The following is a 17,581-nucleotide window of genomic DNA, read 5'->3' as shown; positions in this document are numbered from 1 at the left end:
GCCAGTGTTTCAGCGGGGGAGCGGCGCATCCGGATGCGATACTCGGATGGCCTGAGACCGACAGAGAGGGCCCGCGTGACGACCACGACGTACGAACCGATTGTGCACATCACCTCGAGCACGGCAGCCGAGCTGCACGTCGGTGGCGATGTCGACGAGCTCTTCGCGTCGACGCCCGAAGGGCTGCGTGATCGCGTCGTCGAAGCCGTCCGCCTCCTGGCCGCGTCGGCCGGTGAACCGGTCACGGCGACCCTCGTCGACGGGGCTGCCCGCTGGCCGCTCATCGTCCACCCGGACGGCACCTACCTCGAGGCCCCTTCATTGTCCGATGCGCCGGTGCCGGATGCGTCGCCGATGTTCGAAGCGGATGCCGACCTGACCGTGCCGGCTTCTCCGGTGGCTGCCGCGACCGTCACGGCCACACCGGTCGATCTGACGCGCGAGCCGGAGTTCGACGCGCCGGAGCCAGTGGCGCCCGCGGTCTCTGAACCCGCCGCTCCGACCGGAGCGCTCCGCGGCTCCGGCATCCGTCGCGACCCCACTCAGCGAGTCACGCCGACGGTCGAGGACCTGCTCAACTCCCGCACGGATCGCACGCGCGAGCGCGCCACCGAGGGGTGGCAGGGCGCCGTGCGCCGCATGACGGGTGGGGCGATCTCGCCGCGACCCGGTCAGGTCGAGCGGTCTCGGCTCGACCGCGAGCGCACGGTTCAGCGGCGCCTCGACGCGCCGCGCACGATCGTGATCCTGAACCCCAAGGGTGGCGCGCACAAGACGACATCGACGCTGCTGCTGGCGGCGACCTTCGGCACCCAGCGGGGCGGGGCGACGCTCGCGTGGGACAACAACGAGACCCGCGGCACGCTCGGGTGGCGCGCGCAGAACGCACCGCATCACCGCACCGCGGTCGACCTGCTCGAACACCTCGACGGCTTCACCGAGCCGTCGCAGGCCAGCCTCGCCGCCCTCGACACGTACGTCCGCACCCAGGTCGACGCGCGCTTCGACGTCTTGGCCTCGGATGAGGATGCCGCGGCATCCTCCACGATCGACGCGGCCGCATTCGACCGGCTGCACGGGGTGCTCTCGCGCTACTACCGACTGCTCATCGTCGACACGGGCAACAATATGCGCGCGTCGAACTGGGTCGCCGCGGTCGCGGCCGCCGACCAGCTCGTGATCGTCTCGACGATCCGCGAAGACACCGCGGCCAGCGCCGCGTGGCTGCTCGACGGTCTGCGCGAGAAGGGATTCGATCAGAAGATCGACGACGCCGTGACGATTCTGGCGGCGCCGTCCGCTCGCCCCGACCGCAAGCTCGCCGAGCGACTGGAACGCCACTTCGCGCAGGTGACGTCGTCGGTCGTGCATGTTCCCTTCGACCCGGCGCTCGTCGACGGCGGGCCGATCGACTTCGACGCGCTGTCGGCCGAGAGCCGTGACGCCTGGCTCACGGTGGCCGCGGCGGTCGCCGAGCGGCTCTGAACCGGCACGCCGCCGTCGAGGACTCCGTGGGCGAACAGTCTCCGCTGGTCGAACCCGGCCGGCCGCTCACGGCGGACGAACGGGCGCGCTATCAGCGGCAGTTGGTGCTTCCCGAGATCGGTGAACTCGGCCAGCGGCGGCTCGTGAATGCACGTGTGCTCGTTGTGGGGGCCGGCGGACTCGGTTCGCCCGTACTGACGGCGCTCGCCGGCGCGGGCGTCGGAACCCTCGGTGTCGTCGACGACGACACCGTCGCGATCAGTAATCTGCACCGGCAGACGATTCACGCCGGCGCCGCGGTGGGCACCGCGAAGGTGGATTCGGTCGTCCGCGCCGTCGGCGAGCTGAATCCGCTCGTGACCGTCATGCCCTTCCGCGAGCGGCTGACGGCAGACACCGCTCGCGCGATCGCCCGCGGCTTCGACCTCATCGTCGACGGGGCAGACACGTTCACGACGCACGCCGATGTGGCCGCCGCGGCGGACGAGCACGGCATCCCGGTCGTGTGGGGATCGGCGCTCGGCTGGGACGGTCAGGTCGCCGTGTTCGACCGCACCGCCGGTGGCGTCGGGCTGGAAGATCTGTACCCCGTACTGCCGGCCGATCAACCCGGCGGCGCGTGCCAGGTCGAGGGGATCGTCGGGCCGGTATGCGGCGCGGTCGGATCGGTCATGGCGATCGAGGCGATCAAGCTCATCGTCGGCACTGGCCGGTCGCTGCGGGGGCGGATGCTGGTTCTCGACGCGCGCGACCAGACCTGGCGCGAGGTCGCGATCCGCCCGCGCTGACCCCCCGCGCCTCGCCGCGCGTCAGCCGACGGCGGGCGATGGGCGGGCGGGGGTCACCCGCCGGCGAAGGGGGGGAGGACGTCGAGCGCGCTTCCGGCGGGCAGCATCGTGGCTGGATCGGTCGTCGCGCGCGCGTCGACGAGGAAACTGCAGCGGGCGAAGACGCGAGCGGCGGTCGCCGGGTCGCGTGCGATCTCACTCACGTGGTGGAGGGCATCGGCGATCGAGCCTCCCGCGGGGACGTCGGTCTCCGGCATCCCGACGGCGGCCTTCGCCGCGGCGAACAGGCGCACGCGCACAGTCTCGGACACGCTCATCCTCCGATCTCGCTCATGCTCCGCGCGGGCGGCGCGAATCCGACTTGGTCGATGCCGTGCCCGAAAGGCTTGGCCCACATCGCACGCCGCCAGAGCCCTGCCAGCTCGTCATCGCCGGCGCCGGCGCGCAGAGCGGTCGTGAGCGACACTTCGTCGTGCGAGAAAAGGCACGCGCGGACCGTCCCCTGCGCGGTGAGTCGGGTGCGTCGGCAGTCGCCGCAGAACGGCTCGGTCACCGAGGCGATGATTCCCACGGTCCCGAGGGATGCGGCATCCGTCTGGCCGTGAGGATGCACGTGCCAACGCTCGGCCGGAGCACCCTCGCGGGGGGCCGCATCGGGCACGAGGGCGTAGCGCGCCGACAGGCGCTCGCGCACCGTCGCCGCCGTGACGAGGCCTGCCCGCCGCCAACTGCGATCGGCGTCGAGGGGCATCTGCTCGATGAAGCGCAGCTCGTGTCCGCGCGCGAGCGCCCACTCCAGCAACTCGGCCGGGTCGACATCGACATCCGGCACCAGCACCGCGTTGATCTTCACCGGGCCGATGCCCGCCGCGACCGCCGCGTCGATGCCCGCGAGCGTCCGGTGCAGCAGCGGCCGGCGGGCGATGCGCGTGAACGCGGCGTCGTCGAGAGCGTCGAGCGACACGTTGATGCGATCCAGGCCCGCGTGACGCAGGGCGACGGCACGGGACTCGAGCCCGATGCCGTTCGTCGTGAGGGCGATTTCGGGGCGCGGCTCGAGCGCGGCCGTGCGGGCGACGATCTCGACGAGATCGGGGCGCAGCAGCGGTTCGCCGCCGGTGAAGCGCACCGACGTGACGCCGAGCTCGCGCACCGCGATGCCGATCAGCCGCACGATCTCATCGGCCGACAGCAGGTCATCGGCGGGCGTCCAGGGCAGACCGTCCGCGGGCATGCAATACGTGCATCGCAGATTGCACCGGTCGGTCAGTGAGACGCGCAGGTCGGTCGCCGCGCGGCCGAACCGGTCGATCAGTCCCGGCGCAGCCGGTCGCGCAGCGGGGTCGATTGCGGGGCGGATTCCCGGCATCCCCAGCACGATGCTCATGCCCGGCACCGGTCGTGCCGTGCGGGCAGAGCGGGCATCGTGCCTCCGAAGGCGAGTGAGGGAGGTTCCACGGTAACAGCGCCACCGGGTGTCGGCGACGCGGGGGCCGGCGCCGGACGGCGGTACTCTCCGTGCATGAGGATTCGCCGCATCCGCGTCGTCGCCGCCCTCGCGGCAGCGGCGCTCGCCCTGACCGGGTGCACGGTCCCGGCCACCGCCGCGGCGGAGCCGACCCGAACCCTCACGGTGTTCGCTGCGGCCTCGCTCGGGGGCACCTTCACGGCGCTCGCCGCCGCGTTCGAGGCCGCGCACCCGGGCGTGCGAGTGAGTCTCGTTTTCGACGGATCGTCGGGGCTCGCGTCCCAGATCGTCGAGGGCGCGCCGGCCGACGTGTTCGCCGCCGCCAACCTCGTCACGATGCAGTCGGTGGTCGATGCGGGCCTCGCCGACAAGCCCGAGACGTTCGCGTCGAACGTGCTGGAGATCGCGACCGCGCCGGGAAACCCTGCCGGAATCTCGTCGTTCGCCGATCTCGCCGACCCGGGCCTCGTGCTGGTCGTGTGCGCACCGGAGGTCCCGTGCGGCGCGGCGACCGCCGCGATCGAGACCGCTACGGGCGTCGCGCTTCGCCCCGCGAGCGAAGAGAACTCCGTGACGGACGTGCTCGGCAAAGTGACCTCGGGCGAAGCGGATGCCGGTCTCGTCTACGCGAGCGATGTGCTTTCGGCCGGCGACGCGGTCACCGGCATCCCGTTCCGCGAAGCGGAAGGTGCCGTCGGTGAGTACCCGATCGCGGCGCTGCGCGAGGGGCCGCAGCCGGCGCTCGCGGCGGCCTTCGTCGAGTTCATCCTGGGCACCGAGGCGCAGGCGCAGCTCGCCGCAGCCGGGTTCCGGCCGGCGCCATGAGCCGACGCGATCGCGCCGCCGGCCTGCCCGGCTGGCTGTATGTTCCCGCGGTGATCGGGCTGTTGCTGGTCACGATTCCGCTGCTGGCGCTCGTCCTCCGCGCCGACCCCGCGCGGCTGTGGTCGTTGCTGACGCTGCCGAGTTCACAGGACGCGCTGTGGCTGAGCCTGCGCACAGCGGCGGCCAGCACCGTCGTGTGTCTCGTGCTCGGCGTGCCGCTCGGTCTCGTCTTCGCCCGCGCGCGGTTCGCCGGGCGCAACGTGCTGCGTGCGCTCGTGCTCGTGCCCCTCGTGCTGCCGCCGGTGGTCGGCGGCATCGCGCTGCTGTACACGTTCGGCCGACGCGGCCTGCTCGGCCAGGCGCTCGACGTGGCCGGCATCCATCTTCCGTTCACGACGATCGCCGTCGTCATGGCGCAGGTGTTCGTCTCGTTGCCGTTCGTCGTGCTCGGCATCGAAGGCACGGCCCGGAGCGCGGGCGAGCGGTTCGAAGGCATCGCCGCGACCCTCGGCGCCTCACCCTCCCGCGTGCTGCTGCGGGTGACGCTGCCGCTGATCGTGCCCGGACTCGTGTCCGGCGCCGTGATGGCGTTCGCCCGGAGCCTGGGTGAGTTCGGTGCCACGCTGGCGTTCGCCGGCAGTCTGCAGGGGGTCACCCGTACGCTCCCGCTGCAGATCTACCTGGTGCGCGAAAGTGACGCCGACGCGGCCGTCGCCCTCGCTCTCGTGCTGATCGTCCTGGCGATCGCGGGTGTGGCGTTGGCCTATCGGCCGGCGCCGCCACGCCGGGAGACACCGTGATCCGGTTGCGGGCGCGCATCGCCGCGCGCGACATCGACGTCGACCTCACGCTCGATGAAGGCGTGACAACGGCGATCGCCGGCCCCAACGGTTCCGGCAAATCGACCGTTCTCGCCGTGCTCGCGGGCTTGCTCGTGCCCGACGAGGGCGAGCTTGTGATCGGCGACGACGTGCTGATGGATGCCGGTGTCTTCACCGCCCCGCACCGCCGCGGGATCGTGCTGATGAGCCAGCGCGTGCTGCTGTTTCCCCACATGAGCGTGCGCGAGAACGTCGCATTCGGCCCGCGCAGCCAGGGCCGCTCCCGGGCGGATGCCCGCGCCGCTGCCGACCATTGGCTCGAGGAAGTCGGGATGACGGCGTTCGCCACGCGACGTGCGACGGCGCTGTCGGGCGGTCAGGCGCAGCGAGTCGCCCTGGCCCGGGCGCTCGCGGCCGAGCCGCGTATTCTGCTGTTGGACGAACCGTTCGCGGCCCTCGACGCCGCCAGTGTTCCGCCCATGCGTGCCTTGCTCGCGCGGGAGCTCGCCGATCGCACCGCGGTGATCGTCAGTCATGACACCGCGGATCTGGAGGCGCTCGCGGTGCGTACCGTCCGCCTGCGCGCTGGCCGAGTGACAGCGGACACCCCGATTTCCCCGCCGACGCAGGAGGACGTATGAGCAAGCCCCGACGCTCGGTCGCCGATCATCGCGCTGCCGTGGCGGCCCTGCTCGTCGCGGCCGGCCTTGACCCCGCAGCCCCCACTCGGTTGGGCGCCGAAGACCTGCCGCTGACCGCGTGCTCGCTCACGGGGGATCCCGCGCGGTGGCGGGGCCGCATCCTCGCCGACGATATTGCCGCGGCGACGTCGCTGCCGCTGTTCGACAACGCGCAGATGGACGGCTACGCGGTGCGCGCCGCCGACCTGACCGGCGCTACCGCCGATGCTCCGGTGAGCCTTGACGTGCGCCCCGCGAGTGTCGCCGGGGAGCCCGCGACCGGGCTCCAGTCGGGCCAGGCGGTGCCGATCATGACCGGTGCACCCCTGCCGGCGGGCGCGGACGCCGTGGTTCCGATCGAACACACCGATCCGCCGCGGTTCGGGCCGCACGCGCGCGTGCGGATGGCGGCATCCGTTATGCCAGGCACGTACGTGCGGCGTGCGGGGAGCGATGTCGCCGCCGGCGAGCTGCTGCTGCGCGCCGGTGATGCCCTCACGCCGGCCGCGTTCGGCGTGCTGGCTGCCGTCGGCGCACGCACGGTTTCGGTGCGCCGCCGCCCGAAAGTGCTGCTGACGGTGACGGGCCACGAAGTGCGCCAGCCCGGAGAGACGCTCGCTCCCGGGCAGATCTACGACGCCAACAGCTTCTCGCTGTGGTCGGCCCTGACGGAGGTCGGCGCCGATGTCGTGGTCGCCCCGTGCGAGAGCGACGAGCCCGAGCGGCTCCGCGCGGTCTTGCAGGAGCACCTGCCGGGCGCTGATTTGCTGATCACGGTCGGCGGGGTCAGCGCGGGTGCCCGCGAAGTCGTCCGCGACGTTCTTGCGCCGCTCGGGGTGTGGTTCGGGTCCGTCGCGATGCAGCCGGGAGGACCGCAGGGGCTCGGCACGGTGCCGACCGATGGTGGCGTGGTTCCCGCGATCTGCTTTCCCGGAAACCCGGTGTCGTGTCTAGTCTCGTTCGAGATGTTCCTGCGCCCGCTGCTGGCTGCGCTCGCCACCGGGTTCCCGCCCGCCGTACTCGCCCGCCCGGCCGCGCACGTGCCGTTGGCCGAGCCGCTCGTGTCGCCGCGCGACATGCATCAGGTGCGCCGTGGCATCGTGGATGCCGAGGGACGCGTTCGCGCACTCGGTGGCGCCTCGTCGCATCTGCTGCACGCGTACGCTCGCTCGAGCGTGCTCATTCACGTGCCGGCGGGGGTTGAGCACCTGGCCGCCGGTGATGATGTGGAGACCTGGAGGATCGATGGATGCTGCTGACGAGCACGGGCTCACCCACCAGCGCGCGGACGGCGCCGTGCACATGGTGGACGTCTCGGCGAAGCCGACGACCCGACGCGAAGCGACGGCGCAGGCTGTCCTGACGACGCGACCCGACGTGGTGGCCCGCATCGCCGACGGCGATCTCCCCAAAGGCGAAGCGATTGCGGTGGCCCGGATCGCGGGGATCATGGGCGCTAAGCAGACCTCGAACCTCGTGCCGCTGTGCCACCCGCTGCCGATCAGCGCCGTCACGGTCGAGATCACGCCGCGCGCGACCGACGTCCTGATCGAGGCGACCGTGGTCACGACCGGTCCGACGGGCGTCGAGATGGAGGCGCTGACGGCCGTCAGCGTGGCCGCGTTGACTCTGTACGACATGATCAAGGCGGTGGACCGCGCCGCCGTGATCGGGGAGATCGCGGTCGTCGCAAAAGACGGAGGCCGCTCGGGCTCGTGGCGGCGGCCGTGACGATCGCTGTCGTGCTGGTGTGCTCGACGCGCGCCGCCGCGGGGGAGCGCCCCGATCGCACGGGACCGGTGCTGGCGGGGTGGCTCACCGATCGCGGGTGGGACGTGGAGACCCGTGTCGTGGCCGACGGTCCGCCGGTCGGCGCCGCGCTGGCGCACGCTCTCGAGGGCGGCGCGCGCCTGGTGATCACCACGGGGGGCACGGGCGTTTCCCCCACCGACGCGACGCCCGAGCAGACGGCGCCGCACCTCGCGCGGCTGCTGCCCGGCATCGCCGAAGAACTGCGGCGCCGCGGCGCCCACGCGACTGCGCACGCCCTGCTCAGTCGCGGGCTTGCCGGAGTCACCGCGTCCGGGGCGATCGTCGTGAATCTGCCCGGTTCGCCCGGTGGCGTCCGCGACGGCATCGCGGTGCTCGATCCCCTGCTTGATCACCTCGTCGAGCAGATCGCCGGCGGTGACCACGCATGAACGCGCCGGAGCGCGTCTTGCGGGCGGAGATCACGGACGGCTCGATCGACGTGCGCGCCGTCTCGGACCTCGTCGCCGACGCGGCAGCCGGGGCTGTCGTCACGTTCGAAGGCGTCGTGCGCGATCACGATGGGGGCCGCGGGGTCGCCGCGCTCGACTACACCGCTCATCCGGCCGCGTCAGACGTCATCGCGACCGTGTGCGCCCGCATCTGCGCGGCACACGAGGGCGTGCGCGTGGCCGCCGTGCACCGCACCGGCCGGTTGCGCATCGGCGACACCGCGATCGTGTGCGCGGTGTCATCGGCTCACCGCGCCGCGGCATTCGCGGCGTGCGCCGAGCTCGTCGACGAGCTGAAGGCGCAGCTGCCGATCTGGAAAGAGCAGTACTTCACCGACGGCACGACCGAGTGGGTCGGGGCGCTCTGATCGCGCGCGCCCGTCACCGCTCGATGTCGGCGGTGAGCGCACGGATGATGCGGCGCGCGCTCACCGGGTCGTGATCACCGGTCGCGGCGACGCCGGGGGACGCGGGGGTGTCGAAGGACACGGCCTCCTCCCTGGCTCAGTCGACGCGCGCTCGGCTCACGTGGTGAGCAGTCCGGCGCCGAGCTCGACCGGGCTGCCGTCGATGTTGCCGACGATGCCACGGATGATGGCCGCACCGTCGGCGCCGCGCAGGCTCTCGTACCAAGCGGACGTGGCCTCGGGGTCGAACGCGTGCGTCTCGTACCCGCGCCGCCGGGCCCGCAGCACGAGGTCACCGGCCCGCTCGACCCGGATCTTCTCGTAGCGCTTCAGGGTATCCACGACGCTCACTGTGTTCGTGGCGAACGCGATGCCCAGCGCGAAGGCGTCTTCGAGTGCCGAGCAGGCGCCCTGCCCGATGTCGGGCGCCGTGTTGTGCGCCGCGTCGCCGAGGATCGCCACGCCACCTTTCGTCCACGTCTCGAACGGGGTGATGTCCCAGATCTCGACGCGGTTCAGCGACGTCGCCGGGTCGATCCCGTCCAAGAGGGCCTGCACGCCCGGTGCCCACCCCGCGAATGCGTCGCGCAGCGGCGCCGCACCGTCGGCGCGGTCGTAGGCGAGCCCCGCAGGCTGGGGGACGTCGAACCAGAAGTAGAAGCGGTCGTCGGCGACCGGCATGACCGCGGCGCGCTTGCCGTCGGCGACGTACGTCGTCCACGCGGTCGGGCGACCGATCGCCGGGTCGACCGTGACCAGGCCGTTGAAGTTGGTGTAGCCGGAGTATTCGCGCACGATCTCGGGAGCCCCGTCGGGCTGGACGTAGGCGCGGGTCAGCGACCGGGCGCCGTCGGCGCCGATCAGCAGATCGGCCGTGTCGGTGCTGCCGTCGGCGAACGTGACGGTGACCTGCTCGCCGTCGTCGGCGATCGCGACCATGCGCATGTTCAGTCGAATGCGGTCGAGACCGAAACGGTCCATGAGCGCTGCCTGCAGGTCGGCCCGGGCGACCGGGTACGGCTTCTGTCCGGAGACGGCCGTCACCGGAGCAAGCGAGAAGTCGCACAGGGTCTCGCCGCTGAAGCCGTCGAGGTAGACCATGTCGGCCATGTCGCCGCCGAGCCGGGTGACCTCGTCGGCGAGTCCCAGCCAGTTGAGCACCTTGACGCCGTTCGACCACAGTGACAGGGCGGCCCCGACGGGCTTGTTCTCGCGCATCTGGTCGTAGATGACGACGTCGTGCCCCAGCCGGGCGAGCGCGATCCCTGCGCTCGTGCCGCCGATACCTGCTCCGATGATGATGACCTTCATGCGCTCAGGCTAGGGCTCGGTTGTCAACGCCAGGTTTCGTACGGATGCCGTGACACCTCTCGTCTCACGAGCCGCGGTAGGTCGAGTAGCCGAACGGGCTCAGCAGCAGTGGCACGTGGAGGTGGGGGCGGTCTGCAACCGTGAAAGCGATCGTGACGTGCGGGTAGAACGTCTCGATCGCCCGCGCCGCGAAGTAGGGCCCGGTGGCGATGGTCAGCGAGTAGTCGCCCGGCGTGAGCACGTCGGGGCCGAGCGCGAGGCGCCCGTCCGCGTCGGTCGTTCCGGCCCCCAGCGCCTCACCGTCCGCGCTCGTGAGCGCCACCTCGACGCCGACCGCGGGTGCGCCGGCCATCGCATCGAGGATGTGAGTTGTCACATGGGTCATGTCAGTCCTCCAGGGTCGTGCGCAAGCGCAGCAGCGCGATTTCACGCAGTTGGCCGAGCGCCTCGGCCGCTTCGGTCTCGTCGTCGTTCGTGAGTCGTCGTCGTGCCTCCCCGAGCATCTCCTCGGCCGAGCGCCCGGCCGCGCGGATGAGGAAGACGCGGCCGAACCGCTCTTCGTAGTCCGCGTTCGCGTGCGCGATCGCCGCGGTGATGTCGTCGGATGCCGTGGACATCGCCGCCTGCTCGCGCCGGGAGGCATCGGCTTCCGCTCCGGCATCGACCACGCGCGCTCCGATGCGGGGATGGTGGGCGAGCGCCGCATCCAGATCGCTCCGCGACCACGCGCGCGCGAGCGTGTCGGCGCGCTCCGCGACGGCATCCACCGTCGCGTACGGCCGGGCGGCGGCGACCGCTTCGGCCCACGCCGGGATGCGGGCCCACACCGCGACCGTCTCGGCGGCGGTGGCGTCGTCGGCGGAATTGAATTCGGTGAGCTGCATGCCCCCGACGGTAGCGGTACGCGGTTTCACCGAGGTAACGAGCGGACCCAGCGAAACACGCGGGAAACGCAGTGTCGCTAGCGTCGAGAACGAGTTCCGAGATTTCCGAGAGGCGGTTCCGTGTCGCACGAGATCGTGGTGCGCGCTGAGCGCGCGTGGGTCGACGGCTTCTTCCAGCCGGCCGATGTCGTCGTTCGCGACGGGCGGATCGCGGATGTGCGCCGGCCGGACGGGCCAGCACGCGACGTGATCGAGGTACCGGCAGATGCCGTGCTCCTGCCGGGGCTGGTCGACTCGCATGTGCATGTCAACGAACCGGGCCGAACCGAGTGGGAGGGCTTCCGCTCCGCGACGCTCGCGGCTGCGGCGGGAGGCGTCACGACGATCGTCGACATGCCGCTGAACTCCATCCCGCCGACGACGACCGTGGCGGCCTTGGAGATCAAGCGAGCGGCGGCGGCGGCATCCGCTCACGTCGACGTCGGTTTCTGGGGCGGGGCCGTGCCCGAGAACCTCGGCGCCCTGGGACCGGTGCACGAGGCGGGCGTCTACGGGTTCAAGAGCTTTCTCGCGCCGAGCGGCGTCGACGAGTTCGGTCACCTCGATCGGGAGCAGCTCGATCGGGCGATGGCGGAAGTCGCGCGCCTCGGCTCGCGGCTGATCGTGCACGCCGAAGACCCCGACCTTCTCACCGGCGACGGCGCACTCGGCCCCGGATACGCCGCGTTCCTGGCCTCCCGCCCGCCCGCAAGCGAAGAAGCGGCGATCGACGCGGTCATCGCGGCTGCGCGGCGGCACGGCGCGCGCGCCCACATCCTGCACTTGAGCGACGCGCGGGCGCTGCCGGCAATCGCCGCGGCCAAACGGGACGGCGTCGACCTGACGGTCGAGACCTGCCCGCACTACCTCACGATCACGGCAGAGGAGATCCCCGACGGAGCGAGCGAGTTCAAGTGCTGCCCTCCGATCCGCGAGGCGGGCAACCAGGACCTCCTCTGGCAGGGGATCGTCGACGGCACGATCGACGCGATCGTCAGCGACCACTCGCCGTCGACCGTCGAACTCAAGCGATCGGGTGACGGCGACTTCGGGCTGGCATGGGGCGGCATCGCCGGGCTCCAGGTGGGGCTGTCAGCGGTGTGGACCGAGGCGCACACGCGCGGCATTTCACTCGAGACGCTGCTGCCGCTGTTCACGACCGGACCGGCGCGCGTGGCCGGTCTCACCGACGTCGGCGAGATCACGGTCGGCGCGCCGGCGCACCTGGCGGTCTTCGGCCCCGATGACACGCTGCGCATCGACGCCCACGCCCTGCAGCACCGCAACCCGATCTCCGCGTACGACGGCAGGCTCGTGAGCGGCCGCATCCGCGACACCTGGCTGAGCGGTGTGCGCGTGTACGACGCGGGCGCGAGCAGCGCCGGTGGAGCACCATGGTTTCGTCGGCTCCCCGCCGGACGGCTGCTGTCGAGAGGAACCCCGTGAGCGAAATCCTGCACCCCGGAGTCGGGCCGATCCCCGGCGACCACTATGTGCCCGCGTCGCCGGCGACCGTGCTGTGGGGCCGGCTCCCCTGCGAGACAGACGCCCCGGTGCTCACGGTGTCGGCGGGCGCGACGGTGACCTTCGACACCGTCAGCCACGAGGGAATCCTCCCCGATCAGGGCCAGGATCCTCTCGGCTACTTCACGGCGCACGGCGTGCCCCCCGAAGCGGTGCTGGCCGATGCGATCGAGATCGCGGCATCCGTCCCGCGTGATGCCGTCCACGACGGCCCCCACGTTGTCACCGGCCCGGTGTTCGTGGAGGGCGCGGCCGTCGGAGACCTCCTGAAGATCACGGTCGTCTCGCTCCAGCCGCGCGTGCCCTACGGCGTCATCTCCAACCGGCACGGCAAGGGCGCGCTCCCCGGGGTTCTGCCGCGCACACCCGAGAATGTGTCGGTCTTCACTCCGGTGACGGAGGGATCGGGCACGCTGCCGCTCGTCGAAGGCGGCGAGCGGGTCGTCACCTTCCCACTCGCGCCGTTCCTGGGCACGATGGGGGTCGCCGTCGCCGGCGGGGAGCGCCCGCACTCCGTGCCGCCCGGCGCACACGGCGGCAACATCGACATCAATCTGCTCGTCGAGCGCACGGTCTTGTATCTGCCGGTGCAGGTGCCGGGGGCCCTGGCCTACGTCGGCGATCCGCACTTCGCGCAAGGCGACGGAGAAGTGGCCCTCACGGCGCTGGAAGCTTCGCTGCGCGCCACGCTGCGCTTCGACGTCGTGCCGCGCGCAGCGGCGCTCGCCGCCTTCGGCGAGGTCACCGGTCCGCTCGTGCGCACGAGCGAATACCTCGTGCCGACCGGCCTGCACACCGATCTCGCCGAAGCGATGCGCCTGGCCGTCCGGGCCGCCCTCGACCTGCTGATCGCCCGTTACGGCATGGACGAACACCTCGCGTACGCGTACCTGTCCGCGGCGACCGACTTCGACATCTCCCAGGTCGTGGACATCGTCTGCGGTGTGCACGCCCGCATCCGCGAGTCGGACTTCGCGGCCGTCGAGACGGCGGACCCCGCATGAGCGAGATGCCGGCGGACCTCGCCGAGGCGTTCGAGGCGTACGAGCGGGCAATCCTCGCCGACGACCTCGATGCGCTCGACGCGGCGTTCGCGTCGGGGCCGCGGACGCTCCGCGGTGACGGGGCGGGGCTCCTCGTCGGGCACGACGTCATCAGCGCGTTCCGCAGCGTGCGCGGTGGAGTCCCGCCGCGCACGATCGAGCGCATCGAATACCGGCCGCTGGCCGAGGGCGTCGCGCTGATCGTGTCGGTCTCGCGCTACCGCGGCGGCGGCACGGGCCTGCAATCCCAGGTGTGGCAACTGATCGACGGATGCTGGCTGATCACCGCGGCGCACGTCTCGCCGCGCGCGCAAGCGCTCGACCGCTCGGTGTGGCGCGCGGTCGGCGACCCGCTCTGGCAAGGGGCCTGGGAAGGGCCGCTTTCCGGCCTCACCGTCGCGGTGAAAGATCTGTTCGCGATCAAGGGCTACCGCATCGGTGCGGGCAACCCGTCCTTCCTCGACTCGGCGCGTGCCGAGACGACGACTGCCCCGGCGGTGACCGATCTGCTGCGCGGCGGTGCGTCGCTGCGCGGCATCGCCCGCACCGACGAGTTCGCCTATTCGATCGCGGGCGACAACGCCCACTACGGCACGCCGCCCAACGGCGCTCTCCCCGGCGCTCTCCCCGGGGGATCGTCCAGCGGCCCCGCGTCGGCCGTCGCGACCGGCCAGGCCGACATCGCCCTGGCCACCGACACGGCGGGCTCCGTGCGAGTACCCGCGTCGTACCAGGGCCTGTGGGGCCTGCGCACGACCCACGACCTCGTTCCCCGGCAGGGGATGCTGCCGCTCGCGCAGAGCTTCGACACGGTGGGGTGGCTCGCCCGCGACGGCGACACGCTGCAGCGCGTCGCCGACTGGTGCCTGAGCTATGACGGGTCGGAGTCGACCGAGTCGGTGTACGGCGCATCCGCCGGGGATCTTCCGTGGCGGTTCGTCGTGCCGGTCGAGGCTCTGGACGCCGTCGAGCCGAACACCCGCGAGGCTTTCGAGGCGCTGGTGGCGGCATGCGACCTGCCCGTCGAACGCGTGCAGATCGGTGACCTCGACGACTATCTGACCCCGTTCCGCACGGTGCAGGGCGCGGAAGCGTGGCGCAACAACGGCGACTGGCTGCGGGCGCACCCCACAGCGGTCGGCCCGGCCGCCGCCGCGCGGTTCCGTGCCGCGGCGGCGATCACCGCCGACGACGAAGCGGCCGCGCGCGCGGCCCTCGCGCCTCTCCGCGACCGGCTGCAGGGTCTCGTCCACGACGCGGTGCTGCTGCTGCCGACCGTGCCGGGCCCGGCGCCGCTGCGCACGGCGCAGGGCGAGCGCGTCGATGCCGTCCGTCAAGCCACGCTGCGCCTGACCGCGCCGGCCGCCGTCGCGGGGCTCCCCGCACTGTCCGTCCCCCTTCTCACGGTCCCCTCGTCGCTCGGTCCGGCTCCGGTCGGCGTGTGCCTCGTGTCGCGGACCGGCACCGACATCGCCCTCGTGCGGCAGGGGATCGCCCTGCACGCTCGAGCAGCCAGAACGGAGTCCTCATGATCCCCGGCCCCCTCGACCCGCCCGCCCGCCTGCTGATGGGTCCGGGGCCGATCTCGGCGTATCCGAGCGTGCTGCGCGCCATGAGCGCGCCGCTCGTCGGCCAGTACGACCCGTTCATGACGTCGGCGATGGCCGAGACGCAGGAGTTGTATCGCGGCGTGTGGAACACCGCGAACGAGGCCACGGTGCTCATCGACGGCACGAGCCGCGCGGCGATCGAAGCCGCGATCGTCTCGCTCGTGCGTCCGGGTGACCGGGTCCTCGTCCCCGTCTTCGGCCGATTCGGGCACCTGCTGGCGGAGATCGCCGAACGCGCCCTAGCCGAAGTGCACACGATCGAGACGGACTGGGGTCAGGTGTTCCCGGCATCCGTCATCGAAGAAGCGATCGTGCGCGTCAAGCCGACGCTGCTCGCGCTCGTGCAGGGCGACACGTCCACGACGATGAATCAGCCCCTCGAAGACATCGGCGACATCTGCCGCCGGCACGGCGTGCTCTTCTACTCCGACGCGACCGCCTCGCTCGGCGGTAACGCGTTCGACGCCGACGCGTGGGGTCTGGATGCCGCGACCGCGGGCCTGCAGAAGTGCCTCGGCGGACCGAGCGGTTCGGCGCCGATCACCCTCAGCCCGCGGGCCGTCGAGGTCGTCACGGCCCGCCGGCGGATCGAAGCCGGCATCCGCGAAGCAGGCGACACGTCGTCGGCCGACTTCGTGCGCTCGAACTATTTCGACCTCGCGATGATCCTCGAGTACTGGGGCCCGCGACGCCTGAACCACCACACCGAAGCCACGTCGATGCTGTACGCCGCGCGCGAGTGCGCGCGCGTGCTGCTCAGCGAAGGGCGCGACGAGGTCGTCGCGCGGCATGCACTCGCCGGGCGCGCGATGCTCGAGGGCGTGCGCGGGCTCGGGCTGACGGTCTTCGGCGACGTCGCGCACAAGATGAATAACGTCGTCGCGGTGGAAATCCCCGACGGCGTGCCCGGCGATGCCGCCCGAGCCGCCCTGTTGGCAGACTTCGGGATCGAAATCGGCACGTCATTCGGGCCGCTTCACGGGCGGGTGTGGCGGATCGGCACGATGGGCTACAACGCGCGCAAAGACGCCGTGCTCACGACGCTGGTCGCGCTCGAGGCCGTGCTGCGCCGTTTCGGCGCTCGTGTTCCGGTCGGCGGCGGCGTCGAGGCTGCGGCGGGCGTCTACGCCGGGGCGGCGTGATGGCGCCATCCCGACTCCTGGCCGCAACGCCCGACGCCGTGGCGGCGGCCGCTCGCCGCGTCATGGCGCGCTGCGAAGAACTCGCCCGCGTCAGCGCGACGCCCGGCCAGATCGAACGCGTCTACTTGTCCCCCGAGCACGCCCGCGTGAACCGGCTCGCGGCCGAATGGATGCGTGAACTCGGCATGCGCACGTGGCAGGACGCGGCCGGTAACCAGGTCGGCCGCATCGGCGACCCCGCCGCGCGGGCGCTGCTGCTCGGGTCGCACCTGGACACCGTGCTCGATGCCGGGCGTTACGACGGCATCGTGGGGGTGCTGATCGCACTCGAGGTCGTGCGCCTGCTGCGCGTGCCGGCCGAGGACGGCTGGACGATCGATCTCCCGTTCGCGATCGAGGTCGTCGCGTTCTCCGACGAGGAGGGCACCCGCTTCGGCACGGCCTTGCTCGGCTCGTCGGCGGTCGCGGGCGCGTGGAACGACGCCTGGTGGACCCTCACCGACGCCGACGGTGTGACCTTGCGGCAGGCGTTTCTCGAGTTCGGACTCGACCCGGCGCGTGTGGGCGAAGCCGCCCGACGGCCCGATGAGCTGGTCGGCTATCTGGAGGCGCACATCGAGCAGGGCCCCGAGCTCGATCGCGCCGGAGAGCCCCTCGCCGTCGTCTCGTCGATCGCATCGGCACGCCGCTTCCAGTTCGTCGTCGAGGGCGAGGCGCGTCACGCCGGCGGCACGCCCTACGACATGCGGCACGACGCGCTGCTCGGAGCGAGCGAGGCGGCCCTCGCGGTCGAGCGCATCTGCGCTGCCGAACACCACATCATCGGCACGGTCGGGCGGTTCGAGGCGTTCCCCGGAGCCGTCAACGTGATTCCGGGAGAAACGCGGTTCTCGCTCGATCTGCGCGGCGAGTTCGACGGAGAGCGCGATCGCGTGTGGACGACGCTCGGGCTCGAACTCGACGAGATCATGGGCCGCCGGGGACTGCGCTGGCACGCCCGCGAGATCCACCGGGCCTCCGCGGTGTTCTGCGCGCCGCTCCTGCAAGACGTCGTGCGCGCGGGGATCACGGCGACTCTTCCCGCGCGCGCCGAGGACCCGCCCGTGATCTTCAGTCGCGCCGGTCACGACGGCATGGCGCTCGGCGCGATCACGAGCGTCGGCATGCTCTTCCTCCGAAACCCCGAGGGCATCAGCCACCATCCCGACGAGTCGGTAGGTGCGGGCGACGTGGCACACGGCATCCGTGCGCTCACCGAGTCGGTCCTGCACCTCGCCGCCGAGCCGCGCTGAG

At 71.9% G+C, this 17,581-nt stretch carries 19 protein-coding genes; 14 read left to right on the top strand and 5 right to left on the bottom strand.

What is annotated here, in order from left to right; genetic code table 11:
* Positions 1 to 75 precede the first annotated feature (75 nt).
* Together N4R40_RS08120 and N4R40_RS08115 are read left to right on the top strand one after the other, a co-directional pair.
* Complete coding sequence (locus N4R40_RS08120; protein ID WP_261606864.1) at positions 76 to 1,485, top strand: MinD/ParA family ATP-binding protein; 1,410 nt, start codon at positions 76 to 78, stop codon at positions 1,483 to 1,485.
* 26 nt (positions 1,486 to 1,511) lie between these two features.
* Positions 1,512 to 2,273 (top strand): HesA/MoeB/ThiF family protein, encoded by a 762-nt coding sequence (locus tag N4R40_RS08115; RefSeq protein WP_261606863.1) that lies wholly within the window; start codon positions 1,512 to 1,514, stop codon positions 2,271 to 2,273.
* 53 nt (positions 2,274 to 2,326) lie between these two features.
* On the opposite strand, the gene N4R40_RS08110 is transcribed toward N4R40_RS08115, so the two are convergent.
* Positions 2,327 to 2,584 carry a MoaD/ThiS family protein gene (locus tag N4R40_RS08110; RefSeq protein ID WP_261606862.1) on the bottom strand — a complete coding sequence of 86 codons (258 nt, stop codon included), beginning with the start codon at positions 2,582 to 2,584 and terminating at the stop codon, positions 2,327 to 2,329.
* 2 nt (positions 2,585 to 2,586) lie between these two features.
* Positions 2,587 to 3,660 (bottom strand): GTP 3',8-cyclase MoaA, encoded by a 1,074-nt coding sequence (gene moaA, locus N4R40_RS08105; RefSeq protein WP_261606861.1) that lies wholly within the window; start codon positions 3,658 to 3,660, stop codon positions 2,587 to 2,589.
* 135 nt (positions 3,661 to 3,795) lie between these two features.
* On the opposite strand from moaA, the gene modA reads away from it, so the two are divergent.
* The 7 genes from modA to N4R40_RS08070 are packed head-to-tail and all read left to right on the top strand — an operon-like array spanning position 3,796 to position 8,696.
* Complete coding sequence (gene modA / locus N4R40_RS08100) at positions 3,796 to 4,566, top strand: molybdate ABC transporter substrate-binding protein (RefSeq protein WP_261606860.1); 771 nt, start codon at positions 3,796 to 3,798, stop codon at positions 4,564 to 4,566.
* Entirely contained in the window at positions 4,563 to 5,366 is an 804-nt protein-coding gene (locus N4R40_RS08095) for an ABC transporter permease (protein ID WP_261606859.1), read from the top strand. The genes modA and N4R40_RS08095 overlap by 4 nt, the downstream gene beginning before the upstream one ends.
* Entirely contained in the window at positions 5,363 to 6,028 is a 666-nt protein-coding gene (locus tag N4R40_RS08090; RefSeq protein WP_261606858.1) for an ATP-binding cassette domain-containing protein, read from the top strand. The genes N4R40_RS08095 and N4R40_RS08090 overlap by 4 nt, the downstream gene beginning before the upstream one ends.
* On the top strand, positions 6,025 to 7,326 hold the full coding sequence (locus N4R40_RS08085) for a molybdopterin molybdotransferase MoeA (RefSeq protein ID WP_261606857.1): 1,302 nt from the start codon (positions 6,025 to 6,027) through the stop codon (positions 7,324 to 7,326). The genes N4R40_RS08090 and N4R40_RS08085 overlap by 4 nt, the downstream gene beginning before the upstream one ends.
* Entirely contained in the window at positions 7,313 to 7,798 is a 486-nt protein-coding gene (gene moaC / locus N4R40_RS08080) for a cyclic pyranopterin monophosphate synthase MoaC (protein ID WP_261606856.1), read from the top strand. The genes N4R40_RS08085 and moaC overlap by 14 nt, the downstream gene beginning before the upstream one ends.
* The gene (locus N4R40_RS08075; RefSeq protein WP_261606855.1) at positions 7,795 to 8,268 is read left to right on the top strand and encodes a MogA/MoaB family molybdenum cofactor biosynthesis protein; all 474 of its coding nucleotides are present in this window, start codon (positions 7,795 to 7,797) and stop codon (positions 8,266 to 8,268) included. Before moaC ends, N4R40_RS08075 begins: the two co-directional genes overlap by 4 nt.
* Complete coding sequence (locus N4R40_RS08070; RefSeq protein WP_261606854.1) at positions 8,265 to 8,696, top strand: molybdenum cofactor biosynthesis protein MoaE; 432 nt, start codon at positions 8,265 to 8,267, stop codon at positions 8,694 to 8,696. Before N4R40_RS08075 ends, N4R40_RS08070 begins: the two co-directional genes overlap by 4 nt.
* 156 nt (positions 8,697 to 8,852) lie before the next feature.
* Here the strand turns inward: N4R40_RS08070 and hpxO are convergent, their stop codons facing one another.
* The 3 genes from hpxO to uraD form a co-directional block, all read right to left on the bottom strand.
* Complete coding sequence (gene hpxO, locus N4R40_RS08065) at positions 8,853 to 10,046, bottom strand: FAD-dependent urate hydroxylase HpxO (RefSeq protein ID WP_261606853.1); 1,194 nt, start codon at positions 10,044 to 10,046, stop codon at positions 8,853 to 8,855.
* Positions 10,047 to 10,110: 64 nt separating this feature from the next.
* The gene (gene uraH, locus N4R40_RS08060; RefSeq protein ID WP_261606852.1) at positions 10,111 to 10,431 is read right to left on the bottom strand and encodes a hydroxyisourate hydrolase; all 321 of its coding nucleotides are present in this window, start codon (positions 10,429 to 10,431) and stop codon (positions 10,111 to 10,113) included.
* A gap of 1 nt (position 10,432) precedes the next feature.
* Positions 10,433 to 10,930 (bottom strand): 2-oxo-4-hydroxy-4-carboxy-5-ureidoimidazoline decarboxylase, encoded by a 498-nt coding sequence (gene uraD / locus N4R40_RS08055; RefSeq protein WP_261606851.1) that lies wholly within the window; start codon positions 10,928 to 10,930, stop codon positions 10,433 to 10,435.
* A 120-nt stretch (positions 10,931 to 11,050) separates the two neighbouring features.
* On the opposite strand from uraD, the gene allB reads away from it, so the two are divergent.
* From allB to N4R40_RS08030, 5 genes are read left to right on the top strand one after another with little or no spacing between them, the layout of a single operon-like run.
* On the top strand, positions 11,051 to 12,415 hold the full coding sequence (gene allB, locus N4R40_RS08050) for an allantoinase AllB (protein WP_261606850.1): 1,365 nt from the start codon (positions 11,051 to 11,053) through the stop codon (positions 12,413 to 12,415).
* Complete coding sequence (locus tag N4R40_RS08045) at positions 12,364 to 13,497, top strand: acetamidase/formamidase family protein (protein ID WP_261606849.1); 1,134 nt, start codon at positions 12,364 to 12,366, stop codon at positions 13,495 to 13,497. The genes allB and N4R40_RS08045 overlap by 52 nt, the downstream gene beginning before the upstream one ends.
* Positions 13,494 to 15,068 (top strand): AtzH-like domain-containing protein, encoded by a 1,575-nt coding sequence (locus N4R40_RS08040; protein WP_261606848.1) that lies wholly within the window; start codon positions 13,494 to 13,496, stop codon positions 15,066 to 15,068. Before N4R40_RS08045 ends, N4R40_RS08040 begins: the two co-directional genes overlap by 4 nt.
* Positions 15,065 to 16,288 (top strand): pyridoxal-phosphate-dependent aminotransferase family protein, encoded by a 1,224-nt coding sequence (locus N4R40_RS08035; RefSeq protein ID WP_261606847.1) that lies wholly within the window; start codon positions 15,065 to 15,067, stop codon positions 16,286 to 16,288. The genes N4R40_RS08040 and N4R40_RS08035 overlap by 4 nt, the downstream gene beginning before the upstream one ends.
* On the top strand, positions 16,288 to 17,580 hold the full coding sequence (locus N4R40_RS08030) for an allantoate amidohydrolase (protein ID WP_261606846.1): 1,293 nt from the start codon (positions 16,288 to 16,290) through the stop codon (positions 17,578 to 17,580). Before N4R40_RS08035 ends, N4R40_RS08030 begins: the two co-directional genes overlap by 1 nt.
* Position 17,581: the final 1 nt, after the last annotated feature.

Source organism: Microbacterium memoriense (assembly GCF_025398275.1).
GTDB classification, from domain to species: domain Bacteria; phylum Actinomycetota; class Actinomycetes; order Actinomycetales; family Microbacteriaceae; genus Microbacterium; species Microbacterium memoriense.
Note: the sequence above shows the minus strand (reverse complement) of the source record. Positions and strands in the feature narration are given on the sequence as shown.